Genomic DNA, 18,337 nt, shown 5'->3' with positions numbered 1-18,337 from the left:
TTTATCTTACCAACTCTGATCGTTCTGGTTTACAACCAAAACTGTCAGAGTTTTTTTTTATTCTAAAAGTGTTTTTCTAATTTCATATCTGGTATAAAAAAACTATTTTAGCGCTGCCCGAAAAGACAATTTCAAAAACCCAAATCAACTTAATTTACAACGTTTAATGTTGTAAGTAATATCAAATAACCTATGAAGATTTTAAAGAAACAACCTCTTTTAGTTTTATTATTATGCCTGCTTATTCCTGCTTTTGCTATTTCTCAAACGACTGCAAAAACAGTTCCTATGCCTACTCAGCAAAACAAAATTATAATTGATAAAATTGTTGATGCTGCTCATTACAAAAATTACGTTATCGATTTTTGTCTGGAAACCATAAACGAAGCTGCCCTAAAAGAAAAATGGAATGACCAGAAAACTGTCGAAATAACAGAAAGTATTAATTACAAAAATTTTAGAGATGCCGTTTATAATATGTTTGCGTTTTATAACGAAATAGAATTAGAAACACTACTCACAAAATACAAAGAAGATACTGCTTACCAAACCACAAACGTTATGATTACAAATGATGCTCTGGGATATAACCTGGAGATTTTTGCGAATGATGTTGTTAGGGGAAAGTACAAATAAGTTTTTTTTTAAGGTTCAAAGTTGGAGAGGCTCAAAGGGGCAAAGGTTTTTCCCGGCAGGTACTTTGCGCTCAAATATTTGTATTATTTGTCGTAAAGTCAAAAAAGCGTAAAGACCTTTGAAATCTTTGCGGTAAAACCACACAAACCAAAAACCTGAAACCCGAAAATAAAAAACTACTCCTTCGCTGGTTTAAAAACCAATTTAGTCGACGTTTTTATAATCTCCTCTTTATTCAATTTCATTTTTCTGAATTTTCCAGCGTTGTACATTTCTGCCTGATCGCTGTAATGTTTACTAAAAGGGTTTCCGGATTGTCCGGTTGGCAAAATACTCCAGCTGTTTTCAATATCTGAAAAATCTACAATCCTTCTGGTTGATGGCCCGCCTTTTACGTAATATTTCCCTTCATTCGTGAGTCCGAAGAATTGATTGTTGATTACTTCATTTGATCCCGGGGCAGCAAAAGGCCCAACATCAAAAAGTTTACGCAAAGCCGCTATTTTTCCTAACGGATGTTCATGTTCTACGGTATGTACTTTGCCCCAATTCCAGTTTGCAACCTGATCGCCTAATTGCTCCTGAAGTGCTTTTACAGATTCATGAAATGATTTTGAAACAATCTGGCTACGGGTTTCTTTTACATTTTTAGTTTTAATATTGTCCCACCAAACTGAATTTTCGTTTTCAATTTGTCTTGCAATAATTTGTTTCCCTAAAGATAATCCAAGAAATAAATTAAAATTATCTTCTCCCATTTCGTCTTCAAAAGTATTTTTGAGATACAAATAAATCCATTTATTGTAAATCGTTGGCGCAACATCTTCCAGATTATTGGTTCCTTTCCATGATTTTAAAACTGCAATTGCTTCTTTTTCTTTTGATGAAAGTGATGCTTCTTTTACATTCGAGATTAAACTCTGAACGACACCCGGCGAAACCGGCGAAGTATTATCAAAAATCATTTTACTGATTGCTTCTTTATCCCAATCAGATTTTGAGTCCATTAAACCTGATATTCTTTTTGCACGATCTTCCGGCAAATAATATCCCGGATACAAATACCCGTCAATCGCTTCCGGCTGATTATTGGCAGAATATACATAACCCCATTTAGGATTTTCGGCAGATGGGTTCTTAGAAAAATCCAGATATTCTTTAATATCATCTTTGCCGCTTGCCCCGTCTAAGATAAAGAAAGAATTCACTCCTTTATCGTGTTTATATAGTGTTCCTGTTGCCCACCATGCTACATTTCCTTTGGCATCGCCATACATTACATTTAGTCCCGGCGCCGCAACCAACTGAACTGCTTTTTTGAAATCGTCTTTATTTTTGGCATGCGAGAGTCCGTAAACAGCATCTAAAATTTGTATGGGTTGTTGGGTATAAATCCAGGACATTGCAATAGGATTTTTTCTATCCAGACGATCCAGCAAATCATTCATTATCGGGCCATGTCGGCTTGATTTGAGCGTAAGAACCACATCTGAAGTATCTTTTACTTTTATCGTTTTTTTTCTGGTTTCATAAGTTTCAAAACCTGTTGGTGTCTGATATTGGTTGGAATCTCCGGTTTTATTTTTTTCCTGATAAAAATCGATATCATCATTTTCGAACATTGTTAATCCGTAGGCATACTTGCGATTGTGTGCCAATAACGGATATGGAGTTCCGGCAAGATAACAACCATACAATTCAAAATCAGGTGTAACTAAATGTGCTTCATACCAGGTTCCGGGTTGCGAAAACCCAATATGCGGATCATTGGCAAAAATTACTTTTCCGCTTTTGGTCTTATTTGGACCTGCAACCCAACTGTTACTACCTACAAAAGGCGGAATTGGAGAATTGTCCAGCAAAGCCGCTACAGATTTGGCAATTGTAGTATATTCTTCAATATTTTCTTTCGAACTTTTAAGTTGTGTGGTATTAAACTCCCCATGAATGCCCAGATCTTTCAAATATTCAGCACCATATTTATTGCGAATATCTGTTAGCAAAGGATCCGTCTTTTGAGCCATTGCAAAACTAAAAGACATGTATCCAAAAATATTATAAACATCTTTTATGGTAAATTTTTCTTTTTTAACGCCAACCAAAGTAAACTCGATTGGTGTTGTCCCTTCTTCTAAATATTGATTGATTCCGTCTAGATATGCCATTGTCATTTTGTAACTCTGACTGTTTTTATCCAATTTAGCAATGGCTTTCGCCGAAGCCTCTTCGATACCAATTCCGGAGAAAAACTTATCGTTTTTAAGTGCCACAGAACCAAAGATTTCCGATAATCTTCCCGGTGCAATTCGACGCAGCAATTCCATTTGCCATAATCTTTCCTGTGCATGAACGTATCCCAAAGCAGTCATGGCATCTTTTTCAGAATTAGCATAAATATGAGGCACGCCAAAATCATCAAAATAAACAGTGGTTTCGTTTTGGAGATTTTTCAACTGAACTTCCCCTTCATACTTGGGTTTAAGATGAAAAATGTAGGCACACAAACCTATACCAAGAACAACAATCAAGACTAATAAAACCAGCAGAATTTTTTTAATTTTTCTCATATTCAAAAAAAAGTATAATGATAAATGATTCCGTAATAATATAACTTAAAGATATAATCCTGTAAAAAATATCGTTTTTAAAACTCTAAATTTATGTATTTAAAACCAATACTATAAATGTCAATCTATAAAAAAATAGCAATCGGTATAATTTCTTTGTTTCTTTTTGTGATTTTAGTCAATATTGGTCTCAATTATTGGATAAAAAAACAATTACCCCTAATTATAAACGAGAAAAACAAAACGGCTTACAATATTCATTACGAAAAGATTGAGGTATCCCTTTTATCTCAAAATATTCACGCAACGACCTTATTAGTAAGTCCAAAAAATCAACCAAAAGACAGTAAAAACGGGCTATTCTCCAAAATTGAATCCATTACTATTAAACATTTTAATATTTGGAATTTGGCATTCCGTGATATTATTCAGGCAGAAAGTATTATCATCGATAAACCTCGTGTGATTTTATACAAAAAAGGAGAAAAACTTTTGAACAACAGCAAAAGCATAAAAAACGAAATTATTGACCCTTTTCGTAAAATTGTTGCTGTTTCGAATATTTATCTAAACGACGGATCTGTCGATGTTGTTTCTTTAGATACCAATAAACCAATTCTTAGCGTTAAAAAAATCATCTTAAAACTCGAAGGCATTTTACTTACAGATGCTACTTTAAAAGAAAAAATACCGATGCGTTTTGATAAATATGTTTTGGTTTGTGATAGCGTATATTATAAACCGAGTATTTTTTATCACATGAATATTGGTCAGATAAGTACAGAAAGAAGCTTCTTGAAAATTAAGGCTTTTTCATATTTACCTGAATTTGACCGAAAAGAATTTGTAAAAAAATTAGACAAGGAAAAAGATATTTATACAATCAGGTTAGATTCCGCTCACATCGAAAAAATGAATTGGGGTTTTAAGAATGACCTGTTTTTCTTTAAAGCAAATTCACTTATTGCGAATCATGTTGATGCTAATATTTATCGAAATAAAATGCCTAAAGACGATTTGAGTAAAAAACAACTTTACAATGCTTTATTGCGAAAAATAAAGTTTCCACTTGAAATTGACACCATACAAATTCTCAAATCAAAATTGGTTTATGAAGAAGAAATAGATTTCTCGAAGGGTCCCGGAATTTTAAATTTTGATCGTTTTAATATGCAGGTTACCAACCTTAAAAGTGGTTCCGGCTTTAAAAAAATGGCAGATGTAAAAATTAAAGTCAATTGTCAGTTTATGAAAACATCTCCTCTAAATGTCAATTGGAGTTTTAATGTTCTGGACTTAAAAGACAGTTTTCATATTCAGGGAACAATCTCAAATTTTAATGTTAGGGCAATGGAGCGTTTTACAAAACCTTACATAAATACTTCGTTCACCGGGAAATTTAATAAATATCATTTTGATTTTTACGGAAATGACACTACCGCAAAAGGCAATGCATCATTAGATTATGAAGATCTAAAAGTAAAATTATTTAAAAAGAAACATCCTGAAAAAGAAGCCAAACTAAAAACAGCGGTTGCTAATTTATTATTAAAAAATGATTCTGGCGAAAAAGCGAAAACTGCTGATGTAGAATTGGAACGAATTCAGGAAAAATCATTCTATAACTTCTTGTGGAGAAGCATTGCGGAATCTTTTAAAAAGATTTTGATTTGATATTTTTGTGCTGAATGTTTTTGTGCTGAATGTTTTTGTGCTGAATGTTTTTTTGCCACGAATTACACGAATTATCCCGAATTATAATAGAAAATCTTGTCATTTCTCATTCTTCGAAATTCGACAAAGATTTTGACAGAATAGCAGAGATAATTAATTCGGGATAATTCGTGTAATTCGTGGCAAACCATTTTATATAACATTTTACAAACCTGACAATTATCAGGTTTTTTGATCATTTATTTTGTGACATTTGCTTTTATTTTTAATTTAAAAACAAATGACAAAACCACCTTTACACACTTTTCATATTCCTGTAATGGGGCTTGCCTATACGATCGACAGCCCAATTCGTGTTGCACAATATGGAATTTCATCTGTAGTTTCGATAGCTGATGATGATTTGATTGAAAAGATGCGTAATTTTTATAGCACCAAGTTCAATATTCCTTACGAGGAAATAAGCCAAAAATTTCAAGATTACCGAGCTGAAAGGATTACTTCTTACCTTAATTTGGTAGATAAAATTGTAAAAGAAAAATTTGACAATTTTAAAACAGAATTGATAGAAAGCAAAGCTGTATTAGAAAATTATATGGCGATGTTACCTAATACTTCTGATATAAAAAAAGGATTTCAGAATCTATTAGAGGATGGAATTTCTTTTAAAGAAAACATTCAGAACTATATCGAATCTCATCTGCGTCCCGGAGAAATCGATGTCAATATCATGACCAAGCTGGATAAAGACAATTTTGACAAAAACGAACAACTCCCTATCGAATTCAATGATGCTCACGCTGCCTTAAGAGGTTTTGCAAAAAGCAATCTTCAATCTTCTGTTGTACTTTCTGCCGGAATGAATCCGAGATTGTTTAGCTATTTTGAGAATTTTTCAGATTTTTTTCCTAATCTTAATAACGAACTCAAAAAGAAAATTACCTTAAAGGTAAGCGACTTTAGATCTGCCATGATTCAGGGAAACTTTTTGGCCAAAAAAGGACTTTGGGTTTCTGAATATAGAATTGAATCGGGATTAAATTGTGGTGGACACGCTTTTGCTACTGATGGCCTTTTATTAGGTCCGATCCTGGAAGAATTTAAACAAAAAAAAGATCAGCTTATTCAATCTGCACATGAGTTGATGACTAAAGTATTACAGCAAAAACAACTTTATACTCCTGAGAATCCTTTACCGCTCAAAATCACTGTTCAGGGTGGCGTAGGAACTGCTGAGGAACATGAATTTTTGTTAGAAAACTATAAGGTAGATTCTGTAGGTTGGGGAACTCCGTTTTTATTAGTTCCCGAAGCAACTTCTGTAGATAAAGCTACCCGTGAATTATTAATGGATGCCAAAGAAGAAGATCTTTATTTAAGTCACATCTCGCCTTTAGGAGTTCCGTTTAATACGTTAAGAGGGACGACGAATGAAATTTTAAAACAAAAAAGAATCGACCAGAACAAAGCCGGAAGTTCTTGTCCAAAAAAATTTCTTGCTCTGAGTAAAGAATACGATCCACAAGGAATTTGCACTGCATCAAAAAAATTTCAGGATTTAAAACTGGAAGAACTGGAAAATAAAAAAGATACGTTTTCACCAAATGCTTTCGAAAAAGCAAAATTTGCGATTACAGAGAAGTCTTGCCTTTGTGTAGGTTTAGCCAATGCCTCGTATTTAGAGAATGATATTAAAATAAAAGGACAAGCGCAAGGAGTTGTTATCTGCCCGGGGCCTAATATGGCTTATTTTGACCAAGAAGTTTCTTTATTTGATATGGTAAGACATATTTACGGAAACGGGTCTGTTTTAAGAGCTAATAATCGCCCAAATTTATTTGTAAAGGAACTTAAAATGTATGTGGATTATTTTAGAAATGAAATTGAAAACATTTCCGGTGAAATCACAAATGCTCAACTTAAAAAGTGGAATAGTTTTAAAGCTAATATTTTGGAAGGAATCGAGTATTATCAAAATTTACTTTCACCAGCCTTATATTTTAAAAAGGATTTAAATAAAATTAAAACCGATTTTGAATTTTATAAATTAGAATTATCTACTATAAAAATTCCAACTTTAGAATTGGCATAAAACACAAAACCCCGATTTAAATCTAAATCGGGGTTTTTATTTATATCGAAATACTGATCTACTCTTTTTTATTTTTGCTATCAATAACAGCACCGGTTCCGGTTCCTAAAGCAGCGCCGGCTAAGCCACCAATAATAGCACCTTCTCCTTTTTTCTTACTAACAATTGCTCCGGTTGCAGCCCCAACTCCTGCACCAATTACGGCACCTTTAGCAGTAGCGCTCCATCCTTTTTTCTTTTTGGTAGTTGTTGTAGTCGCAGTTCCGTCTGCTTGTTGTTGATGTACTACTACAACTTTTTGAGACTCCACTTTTTGTTGTTCTACCTTTTGTTGTTCTTTAATGTTTGCCATTTCTGTCTTCATCGAATCAATAATTTTTTGTTTATTGATTTCAACTTTCATAGAATCAATACTAGCTTGTTTGGCTTTATTAATATCTTCTTTTCCCTGATTTTGACAAGAAACAATTGTTAAAGCGGCGAATAAAATATATAAGGCTTTCATGATTGTAGTTTTTTAAATTATTACACTACAAATTAAAGCATATTCGTTTTGCTTAAGTTACATGATTTGACTTAAAGGTTATAGAATTTGAAGATTGCCATTAGTTTAGAAGTATTTTTTAAGCAAGTATTAAAAATAATCTCGCAAAGACGCCAAGTCGCAAATTTCTATTTAGCAAAGCTTAAAGTATTTAAACGATTAAAAAAATCAGCTTAAATCTGAAAAATCTGCGTGAAACAAAAAAACTTGGCGACTTGGCGAGATTAATGAACTTTTTAATTAATTAATCTTTACTTCCCTAAAATTCCTTTTTTCAGGATTTGTCCAAAATCATACATATCTTCATAAGAGCAATATAACGGAACTGGTGCCAGACGAATTACATTAGGTTCGCGCCAATCTGTAATCACTCCGTTTTTCATCAGATAATCGAATAAACTTCTTCCTTCTCCGTGTAAAAAAACAGACAGTTGAGATGCTCTTTCTACAGGATTTGAAGGTGTGATAATTTCGAAATTACCCTTTACTTCCTGATCAATTTCATGCAGAATAAATTCTAAGTAAGCTGTAATATGATCTCTCTTTTTTATTAAAGCATCCATTCCAACCTCTGCAAACATTTCTACAGATGATAAATATGGTGCTAAAGAAAGTACCGGTAAATTACTTATTTGCCAACCATCGGCACCGTGAACCGGATCAAAATTAGGCTCCATCTTAAAACGACGTTCTTTATTATGTCCCCACCAACCTGCAAAACGAGGTAAATCAGGATTATTATGGTGTTTTTCGTGTACAAAACAACCAGAAGCATTTCCTGGTCCTGAATTCATGTATTTATAACTGCACCAAGCAGCAAAATCTACATTCCAATCATGAAGTTCAAGCTTTATATTTCCGGCAGCGTGTGCAAGATCCCAACCTACTTTTGCTCCGGCTTTTTGTCCGGCTTCAGTAATTGTTTTAATATCAAAAACTTGTCCGGTATAATAATTGACACCACCAATTAAAACCAAAGCCAGCTCATCGCCAACTTCTTCAATTTTTGCCAGAACATCTTCCAGACGAATATTATGTTCGCCTTCGCGACGTTTGATTTCTACAATTGCATCTTCTGTTTTATAACCGTGAAAATGCACCTGACTCTGAAACATATATTGATCTGAAGGAAATGCTTTTTCTTCGCATATAATTTTATAACGTTTGCCTTTTGGCTGATAAAAAGAAACCATCAATAAATGAAGATTTACGGTCAGTGTGTTCATTACCGTAACTTCTGATGGCAAAGCACCCACAATTTTACTCAAAGGCTCTGCAAATCTTTCCTGATAATCCCACCAGGGTTTTTGAGCATAAAAATGACCTTCGACGGCAAGATCTGCCCAATCGTTCATTACTTCATCTATATACGCTTTTGTACGTTTTGGCTGTAATCCTAAGGAGTTTCCTGTAAAATAAATTACGCGTTTGTCATTTACCTTCGGAAAAATAAATTGATCCTGATACTGATTTAATGTGTCTTGCGAATCAAGCTCTCGTGCGAATTCGCGTGTATTTTGAAATGCCATTTTTTTTGTTTTGATTCGTAAAAATAACAACTTTTGAAATATATTACTGAAAATTAACATGTTTTAAGTTTTGAGTCGCAATTTCAGTCGCAGTCGCAGTATTCAGCTTTCCATAAGCTTTAAAGTCTTAATCTATCATTAATTTGATTATAATTACTGTTTTTCACTGAGACTGAGACTGAGACTGAAAACTCAAACTGGCACTAAAACAAAAAACCCGCCATTGCTGACAGGTTTTCTATTTATTTTCTTTTGCGAATTAGATAATTAACATTGCATCTCCGTAAGAATAGAATTTGTATTCTTCTTTGATTGCTTCTTCATAAGCACGTTTCATCAAATCATGTCCACAGAAAGCAGAAATCATCATTAATAATGTTGATTTTGGTGTGTGAAAATTTGTGATCATACAGTTTGCAATACTAAAATCGTGAGGAGGGAAAATAAATTTATTAGTCCATCCTTCATAAGGATTTAAAGTATTCTGAGAGGAAACTGAACTTTCGATAGCACGCATAGAAGTTGTCCCAACAGCACAGATACGTTTTTTTGCTACTTTAGCAGCATTTACAATATCGCAAGCTTCTTGTTTGATGATCAATTCTTCCGAATCCATTTTGTGTTTCGATAAATCTTCCACCTCAACCGGGTTAAAAGTTCCTAAACCAACGTGTAATGTTACTTCGGCAAAATTGATTCCTTTGATTTCTAATTTTTTCAAAAGGTGTTTTGAGAAGTGTAATCCTGCAGTTGGTGCAGCTACAGCTCCTTCTTCTTTTGCATAAATAGTCTGGTATCTTTCAGCATCTTCAGGTGTTACTTCTCTACTGATATATTTAGGAATTGGAGTTTCTCCAAGTTCTGTTAATTTGTTTCTGAATTCTTCATAAGAACCGTCATATAAAAAACGTAAAGTTCTACCACGAGAAGTTGTATTGTCGATTACCTCCGCCACTAACGAATCGTCATCACCAAAATAAAGTTTATTACCAATACGGATTTTTCTAGCCGGATCTACTAAAACGTCCCAAAGACGTTGCTCTGAATTTAATTCTCTTAATAAGAAAACTTCAATTCTTGCTCCTGTTTTTTCTTTGTTTCCGTACAAACGCGCAGGGAAAACTTTAGTATTGTTAAGAATCAAAACGTCTCCGTCATCAAAATAATTGATAACATCTTTAAACATTTTGTGCTCTATAGTTTGTTTTTGACGATCGATTACCATTAAACGAGATTCGTCTCTGTTTTCTGCCGGGAATTCTGCTAAAAGTTCTTTCGGTAAATTAAATTGAAAATGTGATAATTTCATTTGAGAAAGTTATGAGTTATAGATTTAGATCAGGATTATTTGAATACCTGATTTTTAATCGTGTGCAAATATACGACTGTGAGATAGGCGTTGTCAAGTGTTTTGATGTTTATTTTCAAAAGTCGTTGATTTAGTGGCATTTTGAGAACACAAAAAATTGGTTTTTCACCATATAAGTACTATAAGTTCATTTAAATTGGATGCTGCAAAAAATTGCTACTGCTTTTATTTGGCTAAAGCCGAAAAATCCGGACATAAAAAACTAGGGGCTATGTTTTTTTGGCCACGAATTCACGAATTAATTTAATAATGAAGCTTAGAAAATAATTCTTGAATTCGTGGCAGTTTTTTTTAATCTACAATTCTGAAATTTGGAAACTTAATTCTTTCAAATCATTCCAGAAATCCGGGTATGATTTAGAAACTACCTCAGCATCTTCGATAATAATAGGCACTTTTAATGCTAATGGTGCAAATGCCATTGCCATACGGTGATCGTTATAGGTTCCAATTTTTACATTATGATTGATGTTTTCTGAAGCTATCAAAGTCAGACTGTCATTAGTAACCGAGATATTAGCGCCTAGTTTTGTAAGTTCAATTCTAAGTGCTTCAAGTCTGTCCGTTTCTTTAATTTTTAATGTATGAAGACCTGTTAGATGACAACCAATCCCTAATCCTAAACAAGTTACGACAATGGTTTGGGCAATATCGGGTGTATTATTTAGCTCGAAGTTTATGGTATCATATCTAAAATTCTCTTGTTTTACCAAAGTCATTTTATTGTCCTGAAACGTGGTCTGAACACCTAATTTCTCGTATAGCGAAACTAGTTCTGAATCTCCTTGTAAACTATTTTCTTTATAACTGCTTAATGTTATTGAAGCTGTATCTGCCAAAGCAACTAAACTAAAAAAGTACGATGCAGAACTCCAATCAGATTCTACTACCATTTCTTTAGTTGCAACTTCAGCTTTTGGAAAAACTTTAATCACGTTTCCTTCAAAACTCGTTTGAATGTCTAAATCGTTTAGCAAAGCTAAAGTCATTTTGATATACGGAATTGAAGTGATTTCTCCTTCTAAAGTAAGCTCTAAACCATTTTCTAATTTTGATGCCACTAATAAAAGTGCCGAAATATACTGGCTGCTTACATTTGCTGCCAAAGTAACTTTTGAAGCCGTAACTTTTTTTCCTTTAATTCTAATTGGCGGATACCCCTCTTCTTTTTCATAAGAGATTTCAACTCCCAATTGTCCTAAAGCTTCTACTAAAATCTTTATAGGTCGTTCCTGCATTCTGGATGAACCTGTCATTACTACTTCGCGGCTTTCATTTACAGCAAAATAAGCGGTTAAAAAACGCATTGCCGTTCCTGCATGGTGAATATCTACAATTTCGTCATGACCAATTAAGGCTTTTTGCATTACCTCGCTATCATCAGAGTTTGAAGTATTGGCAAGCGTAATATTTGGAAACAATGCTTTTAACAACAACAAACGATTGGTTTCACTTTTTGATCCTGTTACTGCAATTTGTCCTTGTAAATTATGTTGAGTTGTTTGGAGTAGTAAATTCATTTTTTTTAATTGTAAATTGAAATTATGAATTATGAATGATTAGAAACGTAATTCGCCACGCAATTTACCACTCCCCACTCATAATTCAAAATTCAAAACTCATAATTCAAAACTTATGAGTGATATTTCACAATTATTTCAATTTATCGTTGTTTTTGTGACGATCTTTATCTCTAACTGATTTTAAGTCCATTTTTTTATCAAAAGCAGCTTGCAAATCGATTCCGGTTTGGTTAGCAAGACATAAAACTACAAAAACAACATCTGCCAGTTCTTCGCCTAAATCTTTGTTTTTATCACTTTCTTTCTCGGATTGTTCTCCATATCTGCGCGCAATAATTCTGGCAACTTCCCCTACTTCTTCTGTAAGTTGTGCCATATTGGTTAATTCGTTAAAGTAGCGAACACCATGCTCTTTTATCCAGGTATCGACATCAAGTTGTGCGTTTTTTAAGTCCATCTTTATATTTTTTTAAGAACAATTTTTTCATTTTGACTGACAATCACTTTCTGGAAAAGCTCCTTTAATCCATTGTATGACTCTGCTGCAAAAATACTATTGTTAATTTCTTTTGAACTACTTATTTGAATTTTGTTTCCTTCTCCGGATATGTTTAATAAATAAATGATCTGTTTGTCTTCTGACGAAACTCTAATAGAAGATGGCAAAGATTCTATCACATATCCTTCTGGAATTTGTAAATTTAAATTGAATTTTTCGTGGGTTGGATACCCCAAAGATATTGGCATTTGTCTCGTTTCCTGATTAAATGAATTTTTAGTTCTTGTAAAAAAAAGCAAAGGGTTTACGAACATTTTCCCGCCAATAATTTCGACACTATTATCTGAGACAAACGAAAATGTTTCTGAAACAGGTTCAGGAAAATTTGCTTTCATATTCTCAATTGTATAATTCGAAATTTTCAAATCGCCTAATTGTTCCTCTAATTTTTCGAGATAGTTTTCCTGACTTTTATTCGCATTTTCTATCCTAAATCTATAAGCATTGTAATCTGTTCTCTGAAGTCTGATTTTTCCTTCTATCTTACCCAGATTATCCATTTTGACCATAATGCTGTACAACTCTTTCGAGGTCGTTGATGGTACTAAATTTATTTCTGTCGAAGTACCATCTTCTTTAATCAATCTTCCGTTCCAATTTAAAACATTTAAGGGCAAGGTACCGGGACAAGTAAATTTGTGTGTAGCATCAAGCAAAATTTGTTTTCCATCAATTTCTGCGGCAGCTATTACATAATTAAATCCTGTTCTGGTTGGATAAACAGGTACTCCGTTTTCAATAGTACTAACTAAAACCGGATTTACAGCTATCCCTCCCATTCTCAACATAGTAATCAAAATAAAGTTGATCTCGGCTACATTTCCGGTTTGATCGGCATACGCTTTTACAACTCCTTTGTCAGTATAATAATCATTTACTTCATTCCAATTCATTTTATTCTGAACGAATTTAAAAATGATGTTTAATCTCTCATTCTTAGAATCTACATTGGTCAATAATCGTTTGACATCTTCCAACAAAAAATCTTTCTCATCGAGCTCTTTTCCAAATGTTTTATCTTTAAAAATAGTCGTTGCAACACCTTCCCAAGTCAGCGAATAATCTTTGACTGGCTGGTCCGGATAACGAACCCTTTCTAACTCATGCTGAATAGATCCTCTATAATTATCTATATTATTGATATATGGCTCTATTGTTAAAGCTGGAATATCTTTTCCTATATAAAACGCACTAATCTGTTTATACGAAATAGACGAAGATCTATTATAATTATCTTCAAAACTTTGATTTGTGTTGGTTAATTTTGAATCTGTTTCAATTTTATGTCCTCCAACCAAAATTGGTTTATAGATATAATACTCGGGAATATCTGTTTTATACTCGAAGTAATTTACGGGAATTTCATATTGAAAATCAAAATTCGGCAACTTTACAATATTTTCACTTTTCAGAATGTACTTGTATTCAATAATAGAACCTACTTTTACATTAGGTAATGTTATGGTTTTTTCATTCCAGAACTTGTTTATTTTTTTCTTAAAAGTTCCTTGGTTATCCAGTTTAGTTTTTACAATTGCTCCGTTTTCTAAATTATAGGTAACTGCATTCGAAAACTCTAAACGATCCTCACTTAGAGTTTCATAACCAATATAGAAACGTACTTTTTGATCTGCCCATTTTAATCCTTCTTTTTTATAAATTTTAATTTTAAATTCATAAACATGATTAGCCGAAAAACCTTTGTCTTTATTAAAACTAAAAAACGTCCTTCCTTTTTTAAACAAAATTGCAGCCGGCGCTGTGGTATCTTTTAGATTTGATTTTTCCTTTAATTCAGTAATAGTAACTTTTCCTAATTCATAATTTTGCGCTGTTACTTTTGAAATTCCAAAAAATAAAAAAACAACTATTACTAAACTTTCAAATCTCATTTTTATATTCTTTTTAAAACTATTTTTTCTGTTTCTTTTGCAATCATGCTTTTATAATACTCCTTGAGCATCTCGTATTGCTCTGTCGAAACAATCCCTTCATTGATCTGATGCTGAATACTTATTTGCAAAGTATTTTCAACTGAAGCAATATTAAACTTAAAACTTCCTAAATTATCCTCCATATTAACAACAACCGGTGCTGGCAAAACTTCGGTTGTAAATCCTTCAGGAATTTGAAGAGTAATATTATATTTATCTGTAAAAGGGAAACCAAAATCGACCGGATATTCTCTCACATCCTGCTTAAACGGATTTTTTTCATTGGCAAAAAACAACATTGGGCTTACATAGATTTTCCCGCCTATTACTTCGCATAAATTATTACCTGTAAACGAGTACGTTTCTATAATGGGTAATAATAAATCTTTCTCGTTTGCTCTAGAATAATCGTTTATTTCGATTTTGTTATTTCGGTTTTCCAGTTTTTCTAAATATTCTTCTTCTTTTACGCCATACATATTGTCTCTTGTAATCAAAGCATTATAATCTGCCAACTGTCTTCTGGCTTTTCCTGTTACTTTTCCTTCCGGATCAATACTATAATTTAGATATACAATATCGCTTGATGATTTTTTAGGCATTAAATCTACTTCTTCTGAGCTTCCGTCTTTACGAATCAATCTGCCAGACCAGTTTAAAGCTCTAAAGGGCAAAATATTTGGTGTCGAAAATTTATCAGATGCATCTAATAAGATATTTCCATTTGGTGTTTCAACCGCAGCAATTACATAGTTAAAAGCATTTCTATTCGGGAGAATTGCAATTCCGTTAGAACGTGTGCTTATTAAAACCGGATTCGCTGTTAAACCAGCATAACGCAACATGGCCGTAAGCATTAAATTAATATCGGCAATATTTCCTGTTTTTTCTTTATATGCTTTTTTAACTCCTCCATCACAACCATATCCAAAATAATCATTCCATTTTACAGTAGCTTTTACATGATTTAAAATAACCAATATTTTTTCTTCGGCAGTATTTTTACCTTCTAATATTTTCTTTAAGTCTTCTTCAAAATAACCGGTTTTATTTAATTCCGGTCCAAAATCCTCATATTCATAGATTGTTTTTACAACTGAATTCCAATCTGTCGAATACATTTTCATCTGCGCATTTGGATATTTCGTCATCGATAACTCATGCTGAATACTTGACGTATAATTATCAATATTATTGACATAATCTTCGTCTTTCATTGCCGGAAAATCTACTGCTACATAATTTGTCTGCGTTTCAGTATAATCTAATTTATCGGTAGAAAATGTTGTCTTTGTTGCAGAAAATCCATTTCCGCCGGATCTTTCTTTGCTGGTAAAAATTATTGACTTGGGGTTTTTTCCGGTAGTAATCTTAGGAAAAATATATCCTTTTTGTCTCGAATTAAAAACATAATATTCCGGAACAAATGTCGAGAATTCAGAATAATTGACAGGAATACTGGTCTGAAAATCCCAATCCCGAATACTTCTGTCACTCGGACTTCTAACCTGATAACTAAATTCTATAACAGATCCCTCCTTCACATTAGGCATTGTAATCTTTTTTCTACCTCTGAATTTATTAATGGTTTCATCAAAAACCCCATCACTTTTAAGCTTCGTTTTTTCGATTTTACCGTTTACCAAATTATAAGTAACGGCATCATCAAAACTCACTCTTTCCTTGAAACCATTTGAAGAATAATACCAAACGCTTTGATTTGCCCAGTTATAGCCTTCTTTTTTATAAATTTTGATTCTGGTTTCTACATCTGTAATCGTAATAAAACCATCACTTTGATCGTATTCGATTCTGGTTTTTCCTTTTTTATACAATATAGCAGCAGCAGCTGATGAATCTTTAGGATGTAGTTTTTGCTCTAATTCGGCAATCGATACTTTTCCTAATTTAAACTCCTGTGCTGCTACTTTTGATATAAAAAGCAGCAAAATTGTTAGACTAAAAAGTTTGATAAATTTCATTTTGTTAGTTCTTAATTAATATAATTTTGGCATTATCGTTTCTTGACACTTGCTCCATAAAAAGACGATATTCGTCATATTCTTTACTTGAATATTTTCCTTTATTTAAAAACATCGAGCGTTTGTATATCAGTTTATTATTTTCTTTTTTAATGATTTCGGTTTTGTATTCCCCAAACTTTCCTTTTAATTCAAAGTTTGAAGGCAAAAATTCTATTGCAAAACCCGTTGGCAGATTAATTTCCATTTCATCTGTATCTAAATAACCACGTTGTATTTGAAATGGATTTTTTCTATTCCTGATTCTTTTTACATTCGCTGAACTTTGATTGAAGGCATCAACAGTAAAAATCATTTTGTTGGCAGAAATGGTTGCATAATTTATAGCCGTAACCTGAACGTCCTCCGTAAAACGAATATTCTCTTTGTTATTGGTAAAAGCTATTTTACCCAATTTCAGGTTATTAATATTGTCCCAATATTCTTTATAATGTGATTCTTTCTCTGTTGGCTGTAAATTTTCGATCCTCGCTTTAGAACTGTATTGAGATCCTTCTGAAACGATCGAAATAGAACCTGAAAAATTACCATTTTCATCGATTGTATAGGTTCCTCTGTCTTTTTGGGTATTTCCAAAATCTTCATACACTTTGGTTCTGACAATTTCTCCACCTTCCGGTTTTATAATCAAAACATCACGATCATCTGTAAAAGTACCCTGATATCCAAAAGGATCATCCTGGCTTGTACATTCTAACCAGGTATAATGGTTGCCATTTGGGATAGACAAAATCATGTGATTTCCTTGCATCGAGACAAAATCAGATTCGATATTAGTTTTATAAGTATCCCCATATAATACTGTATTGTATGACGGGACATCTACTGCTTGCAAAAGTGCTTTTGTGTAATTGGTTAAGGCTTTACAATCGCCATACCCTAAACGATCTACATCTGTAGCCAACATAGGTTTCCAGCCGCCAATACCAACCTGTATACTTACATATCGTGATTTTTTTTGTACAAAATCGTAAACCAATTTTGCTTTTTTGACAGGATCTTTTTCATCGCCAACAACGGCTTTTATTTTTGCTTTAGTTTCTTCCGGCAAATCTGTAGTTCCTGATAATATTTTTTCAGAATACCATTTTCCAAAATCAACCCAATTTGTAGCTGTGCCATCAACGCCTTCCAGATGAAAACGTTCCAGACCCATCATAACTTTAGGAAAAAGATCTTTGTATGAAGGACTGTAATCTTCTTTTTTTTGTGACAAAATATTCGTGGCAATATAAGAAAGCTGCGTATTTGTATCGATGGTCTTCTTAATATTGAAATCGAAGAATTGAAACTCTTTCTTTTTAAATCCTAAATCTGAAGGGTAAATAACATTTAAAACTGATTTTTCTATACTGGTATAAGCGCTTCTTAAAGGCATCCAATTTGGAATAAATGCAGTTGTTGAAGTCTGAACTTCACTATTAAATTCAACTGTAAAAGGATAAGAAATAGGCGTGTAATCCAGATACACATATCTATTATCTGAAAAAAGTGTACTTCCTCCAACAATACTTTGGTCTTTAAAATCTTTTCTTTTAATTCTTTTGATTTCTTTACCAAAAGCATCATAAACTATCGCCTCAATATTTTTAACCGAAGTTGATTTATCATAATACTCATAAGCTTGCACGGCATCAAAACCTTTATCATTTAATACGGTTACAACACGATGATTTTTAGTACTCATGCTTCGTTGTGACAGAATTGTTATATCAATCTGATCAAAACGAACAACAGCATTAGCATTTTCTTTTAGACTATCTGCAATAGAAGTTGCAAGATATTCGCTCTTTTGAGCAGAAGAATTATGGACGAAGAAAAAAAATAGTAACCCAAAAAAAGCAAATTTCATTAGTAAGTAATTTCGC

At 32.9% G+C, this 18,337-nt stretch carries 12 protein-coding genes; 3 read left to right on the top strand and 9 right to left on the bottom strand.

The features are described from left to right. Window positions 1-192 precede the first annotated feature (192 nt). The gene (locus tag B0A64_RS14155) at window positions 193-636 is read left to right on the top strand and encodes a hypothetical protein (protein ID WP_089480170.1); all 444 of its coding nucleotides are present in this window, start codon (window positions 193-195) and stop codon (window positions 634-636) included. A 176-nt stretch (window positions 637-812) separates the two neighbouring features. Here the strand turns inward: B0A64_RS14155 and B0A64_RS14150 are convergent, their stop codons facing one another. Next, window positions 813-3,203: a penicillin acylase family protein gene (locus tag B0A64_RS14150; RefSeq protein WP_089480169.1), complete on the bottom strand. Its 2,391-nt coding sequence runs from the start codon at window positions 3,201-3,203 to the stop codon at window positions 813-815. Between the two features lie 117 nt (window positions 3,204-3,320). Between B0A64_RS14150 and B0A64_RS14145 the strand changes: the two genes are divergently transcribed. Together B0A64_RS14145 and B0A64_RS14140 are read left to right on the top strand one after the other, a co-directional pair. Next, entirely contained in the window at window positions 3,321-4,877 is a 1,557-nt protein-coding gene (locus tag B0A64_RS14145) for a hypothetical protein (RefSeq protein WP_089480168.1), read from the top strand. Window positions 4,878-5,157: 280 nt separating this feature from the next. Further along, a complete protein-coding gene (locus B0A64_RS14140) occupies window positions 5,158-6,969 on the top strand; it encodes a hypothetical protein (protein ID WP_089480167.1) in 1,812 nt (603 codons plus the stop codon). Between the two features lie 58 nt (window positions 6,970-7,027). Here B0A64_RS14140 and B0A64_RS14135 read toward each other — a convergent pair whose 3' ends face one another. The 8 genes from B0A64_RS14135 to B0A64_RS14100 form a co-directional block, all read right to left on the bottom strand. Next, window positions 7,028-7,474 carry a YMGG-like glycine zipper-containing protein gene (locus tag B0A64_RS14135; RefSeq protein ID WP_089480166.1) on the bottom strand — a complete coding sequence of 149 codons (447 nt, stop codon included), beginning with the start codon at window positions 7,472-7,474 and terminating at the stop codon, window positions 7,028-7,030. A gap of 290 nt (window positions 7,475-7,764) precedes the next feature. Next, a complete protein-coding gene (kynU, locus tag B0A64_RS14130; RefSeq protein ID WP_089480190.1) occupies window positions 7,765-9,042 on the bottom strand; it encodes a kynureninase in 1,278 nt (425 codons plus the stop codon). Window positions 9,043-9,301: 259 nt separating this feature from the next. Then, window positions 9,302-10,351: a tRNA preQ1(34) S-adenosylmethionine ribosyltransferase-isomerase QueA gene (queA, locus tag B0A64_RS14125; RefSeq protein WP_089480165.1), complete on the bottom strand. Its 1,050-nt coding sequence runs from the start codon at window positions 10,349-10,351 to the stop codon at window positions 9,302-9,304. A gap of 356 nt (window positions 10,352-10,707) precedes the next feature. After that, window positions 10,708-11,931, bottom strand: coding sequence for a 3-phosphoshikimate 1-carboxyvinyltransferase (locus B0A64_RS14120; RefSeq protein ID WP_089480164.1), 1,224 nt, complete (start codon window positions 11,929-11,931; stop codon window positions 10,708-10,710). Between the two features lie 133 nt (window positions 11,932-12,064). Next, the gene (locus B0A64_RS14115; RefSeq protein ID WP_012022600.1) at window positions 12,065-12,391 is read right to left on the bottom strand and encodes a nucleotide pyrophosphohydrolase; all 327 of its coding nucleotides are present in this window, start codon (window positions 12,389-12,391) and stop codon (window positions 12,065-12,067) included. Between the two features lie 2 nt (window positions 12,392-12,393). Continuing rightward, window positions 12,394-14,385: a DUF3857 domain-containing protein gene (locus tag B0A64_RS14110; RefSeq protein WP_089480163.1), complete on the bottom strand. Its 1,992-nt coding sequence runs from the start codon at window positions 14,383-14,385 to the stop codon at window positions 12,394-12,396. A gap of 2 nt (window positions 14,386-14,387) precedes the next feature. Next, window positions 14,388-16,409 (bottom strand): DUF3857 domain-containing protein, encoded by a 2,022-nt coding sequence (locus B0A64_RS14105; protein WP_089480162.1) that lies wholly within the window; start codon window positions 16,407-16,409, stop codon window positions 14,388-14,390. A gap of 4 nt (window positions 16,410-16,413) precedes the next feature. Beyond that, window positions 16,414-18,321 carry a DUF3857 domain-containing protein gene (locus B0A64_RS14100; protein ID WP_089480161.1) on the bottom strand — a complete coding sequence of 636 codons (1,908 nt, stop codon included), beginning with the start codon at window positions 18,319-18,321 and terminating at the stop codon, window positions 16,414-16,416. Between the last annotated feature and the right edge of the window lie 16 nt (window positions 18,322-18,337).

It is taken from the genome of Flavobacterium araucananum, assembly GCF_002222055.1.
GTDB classification, from domain to species: Bacteria; Bacteroidota; Bacteroidia; order Flavobacteriales; family Flavobacteriaceae; genus Flavobacterium; species Flavobacterium araucananum.
The sequence above is the reverse complement of the archived record's forward strand: the minus strand, read 5'-3'. Positions and strand labels throughout refer to the sequence as shown.

What these genes read in the sequence shown, in the direction of transcription:
- B0A64_RS14155 (WP_089480170.1), top strand. Translation starts at nt 193, where the DNA reads ATGAAGATTTTAAAGAAACAACCTCTTTTAGTTTTATTATTATGCCTG.
- B0A64_RS14150 (WP_089480169.1), bottom strand. Translation starts at nt 3,203, where the DNA reads ATGAGAAAAATTAAAAAAATTCTGCTGGTTTTATTAGTCTTGATTGTT.
- B0A64_RS14145 (WP_089480168.1), top strand. Translation starts at nt 3,321, where the DNA reads ATGTCAATCTATAAAAAAATAGCAATCGGTATAATTTCTTTGTTTCTT.
- B0A64_RS14140 (WP_089480167.1), top strand. Translation starts at nt 5,158, where the DNA reads ATGACAAAACCACCTTTACACACTTTTCATATTCCTGTAATGGGGCTT.
- B0A64_RS14135 (WP_089480166.1), bottom strand. Translation starts at nt 7,474, where the DNA reads ATGAAAGCCTTATATATTTTATTCGCCGCTTTAACAATTGTTTCTTGT.
- kynU (WP_089480190.1), bottom strand. Translation starts at nt 9,042, where the DNA reads ATGGCATTTCAAAATACACGCGAATTCGCACGAGAGCTTGATTCGCAA.
- queA (WP_089480165.1), bottom strand. Translation starts at nt 10,351, where the DNA reads ATGAAATTATCACATTTTCAATTTAATTTACCGAAAGAACTTTTAGCA.
- B0A64_RS14120 (WP_089480164.1), bottom strand. Translation starts at nt 11,931, where the DNA reads ATGAATTTACTACTCCAAACAACTCAACATAATTTACAAGGACAAATT.
- B0A64_RS14115 (WP_012022600.1), bottom strand. Translation starts at nt 12,391, where the DNA reads ATGGACTTAAAAAACGCACAACTTGATGTCGATACCTGGATAAAAGAG.
- B0A64_RS14110 (WP_089480163.1), bottom strand. Translation starts at nt 14,385, where the DNA reads ATGAGATTTGAAAGTTTAGTAATAGTTGTTTTTTTATTTTTTGGAATT.
- B0A64_RS14105 (WP_089480162.1), bottom strand. Translation starts at nt 16,409, where the DNA reads ATGAAATTTATCAAACTTTTTAGTCTAACAATTTTGCTGCTTTTTATA.
- B0A64_RS14100 (WP_089480161.1), bottom strand. Translation starts at nt 18,321, where the DNA reads ATGAAATTTGCTTTTTTTGGGTTACTATTTTTTTTCTTCGTCCATAAT.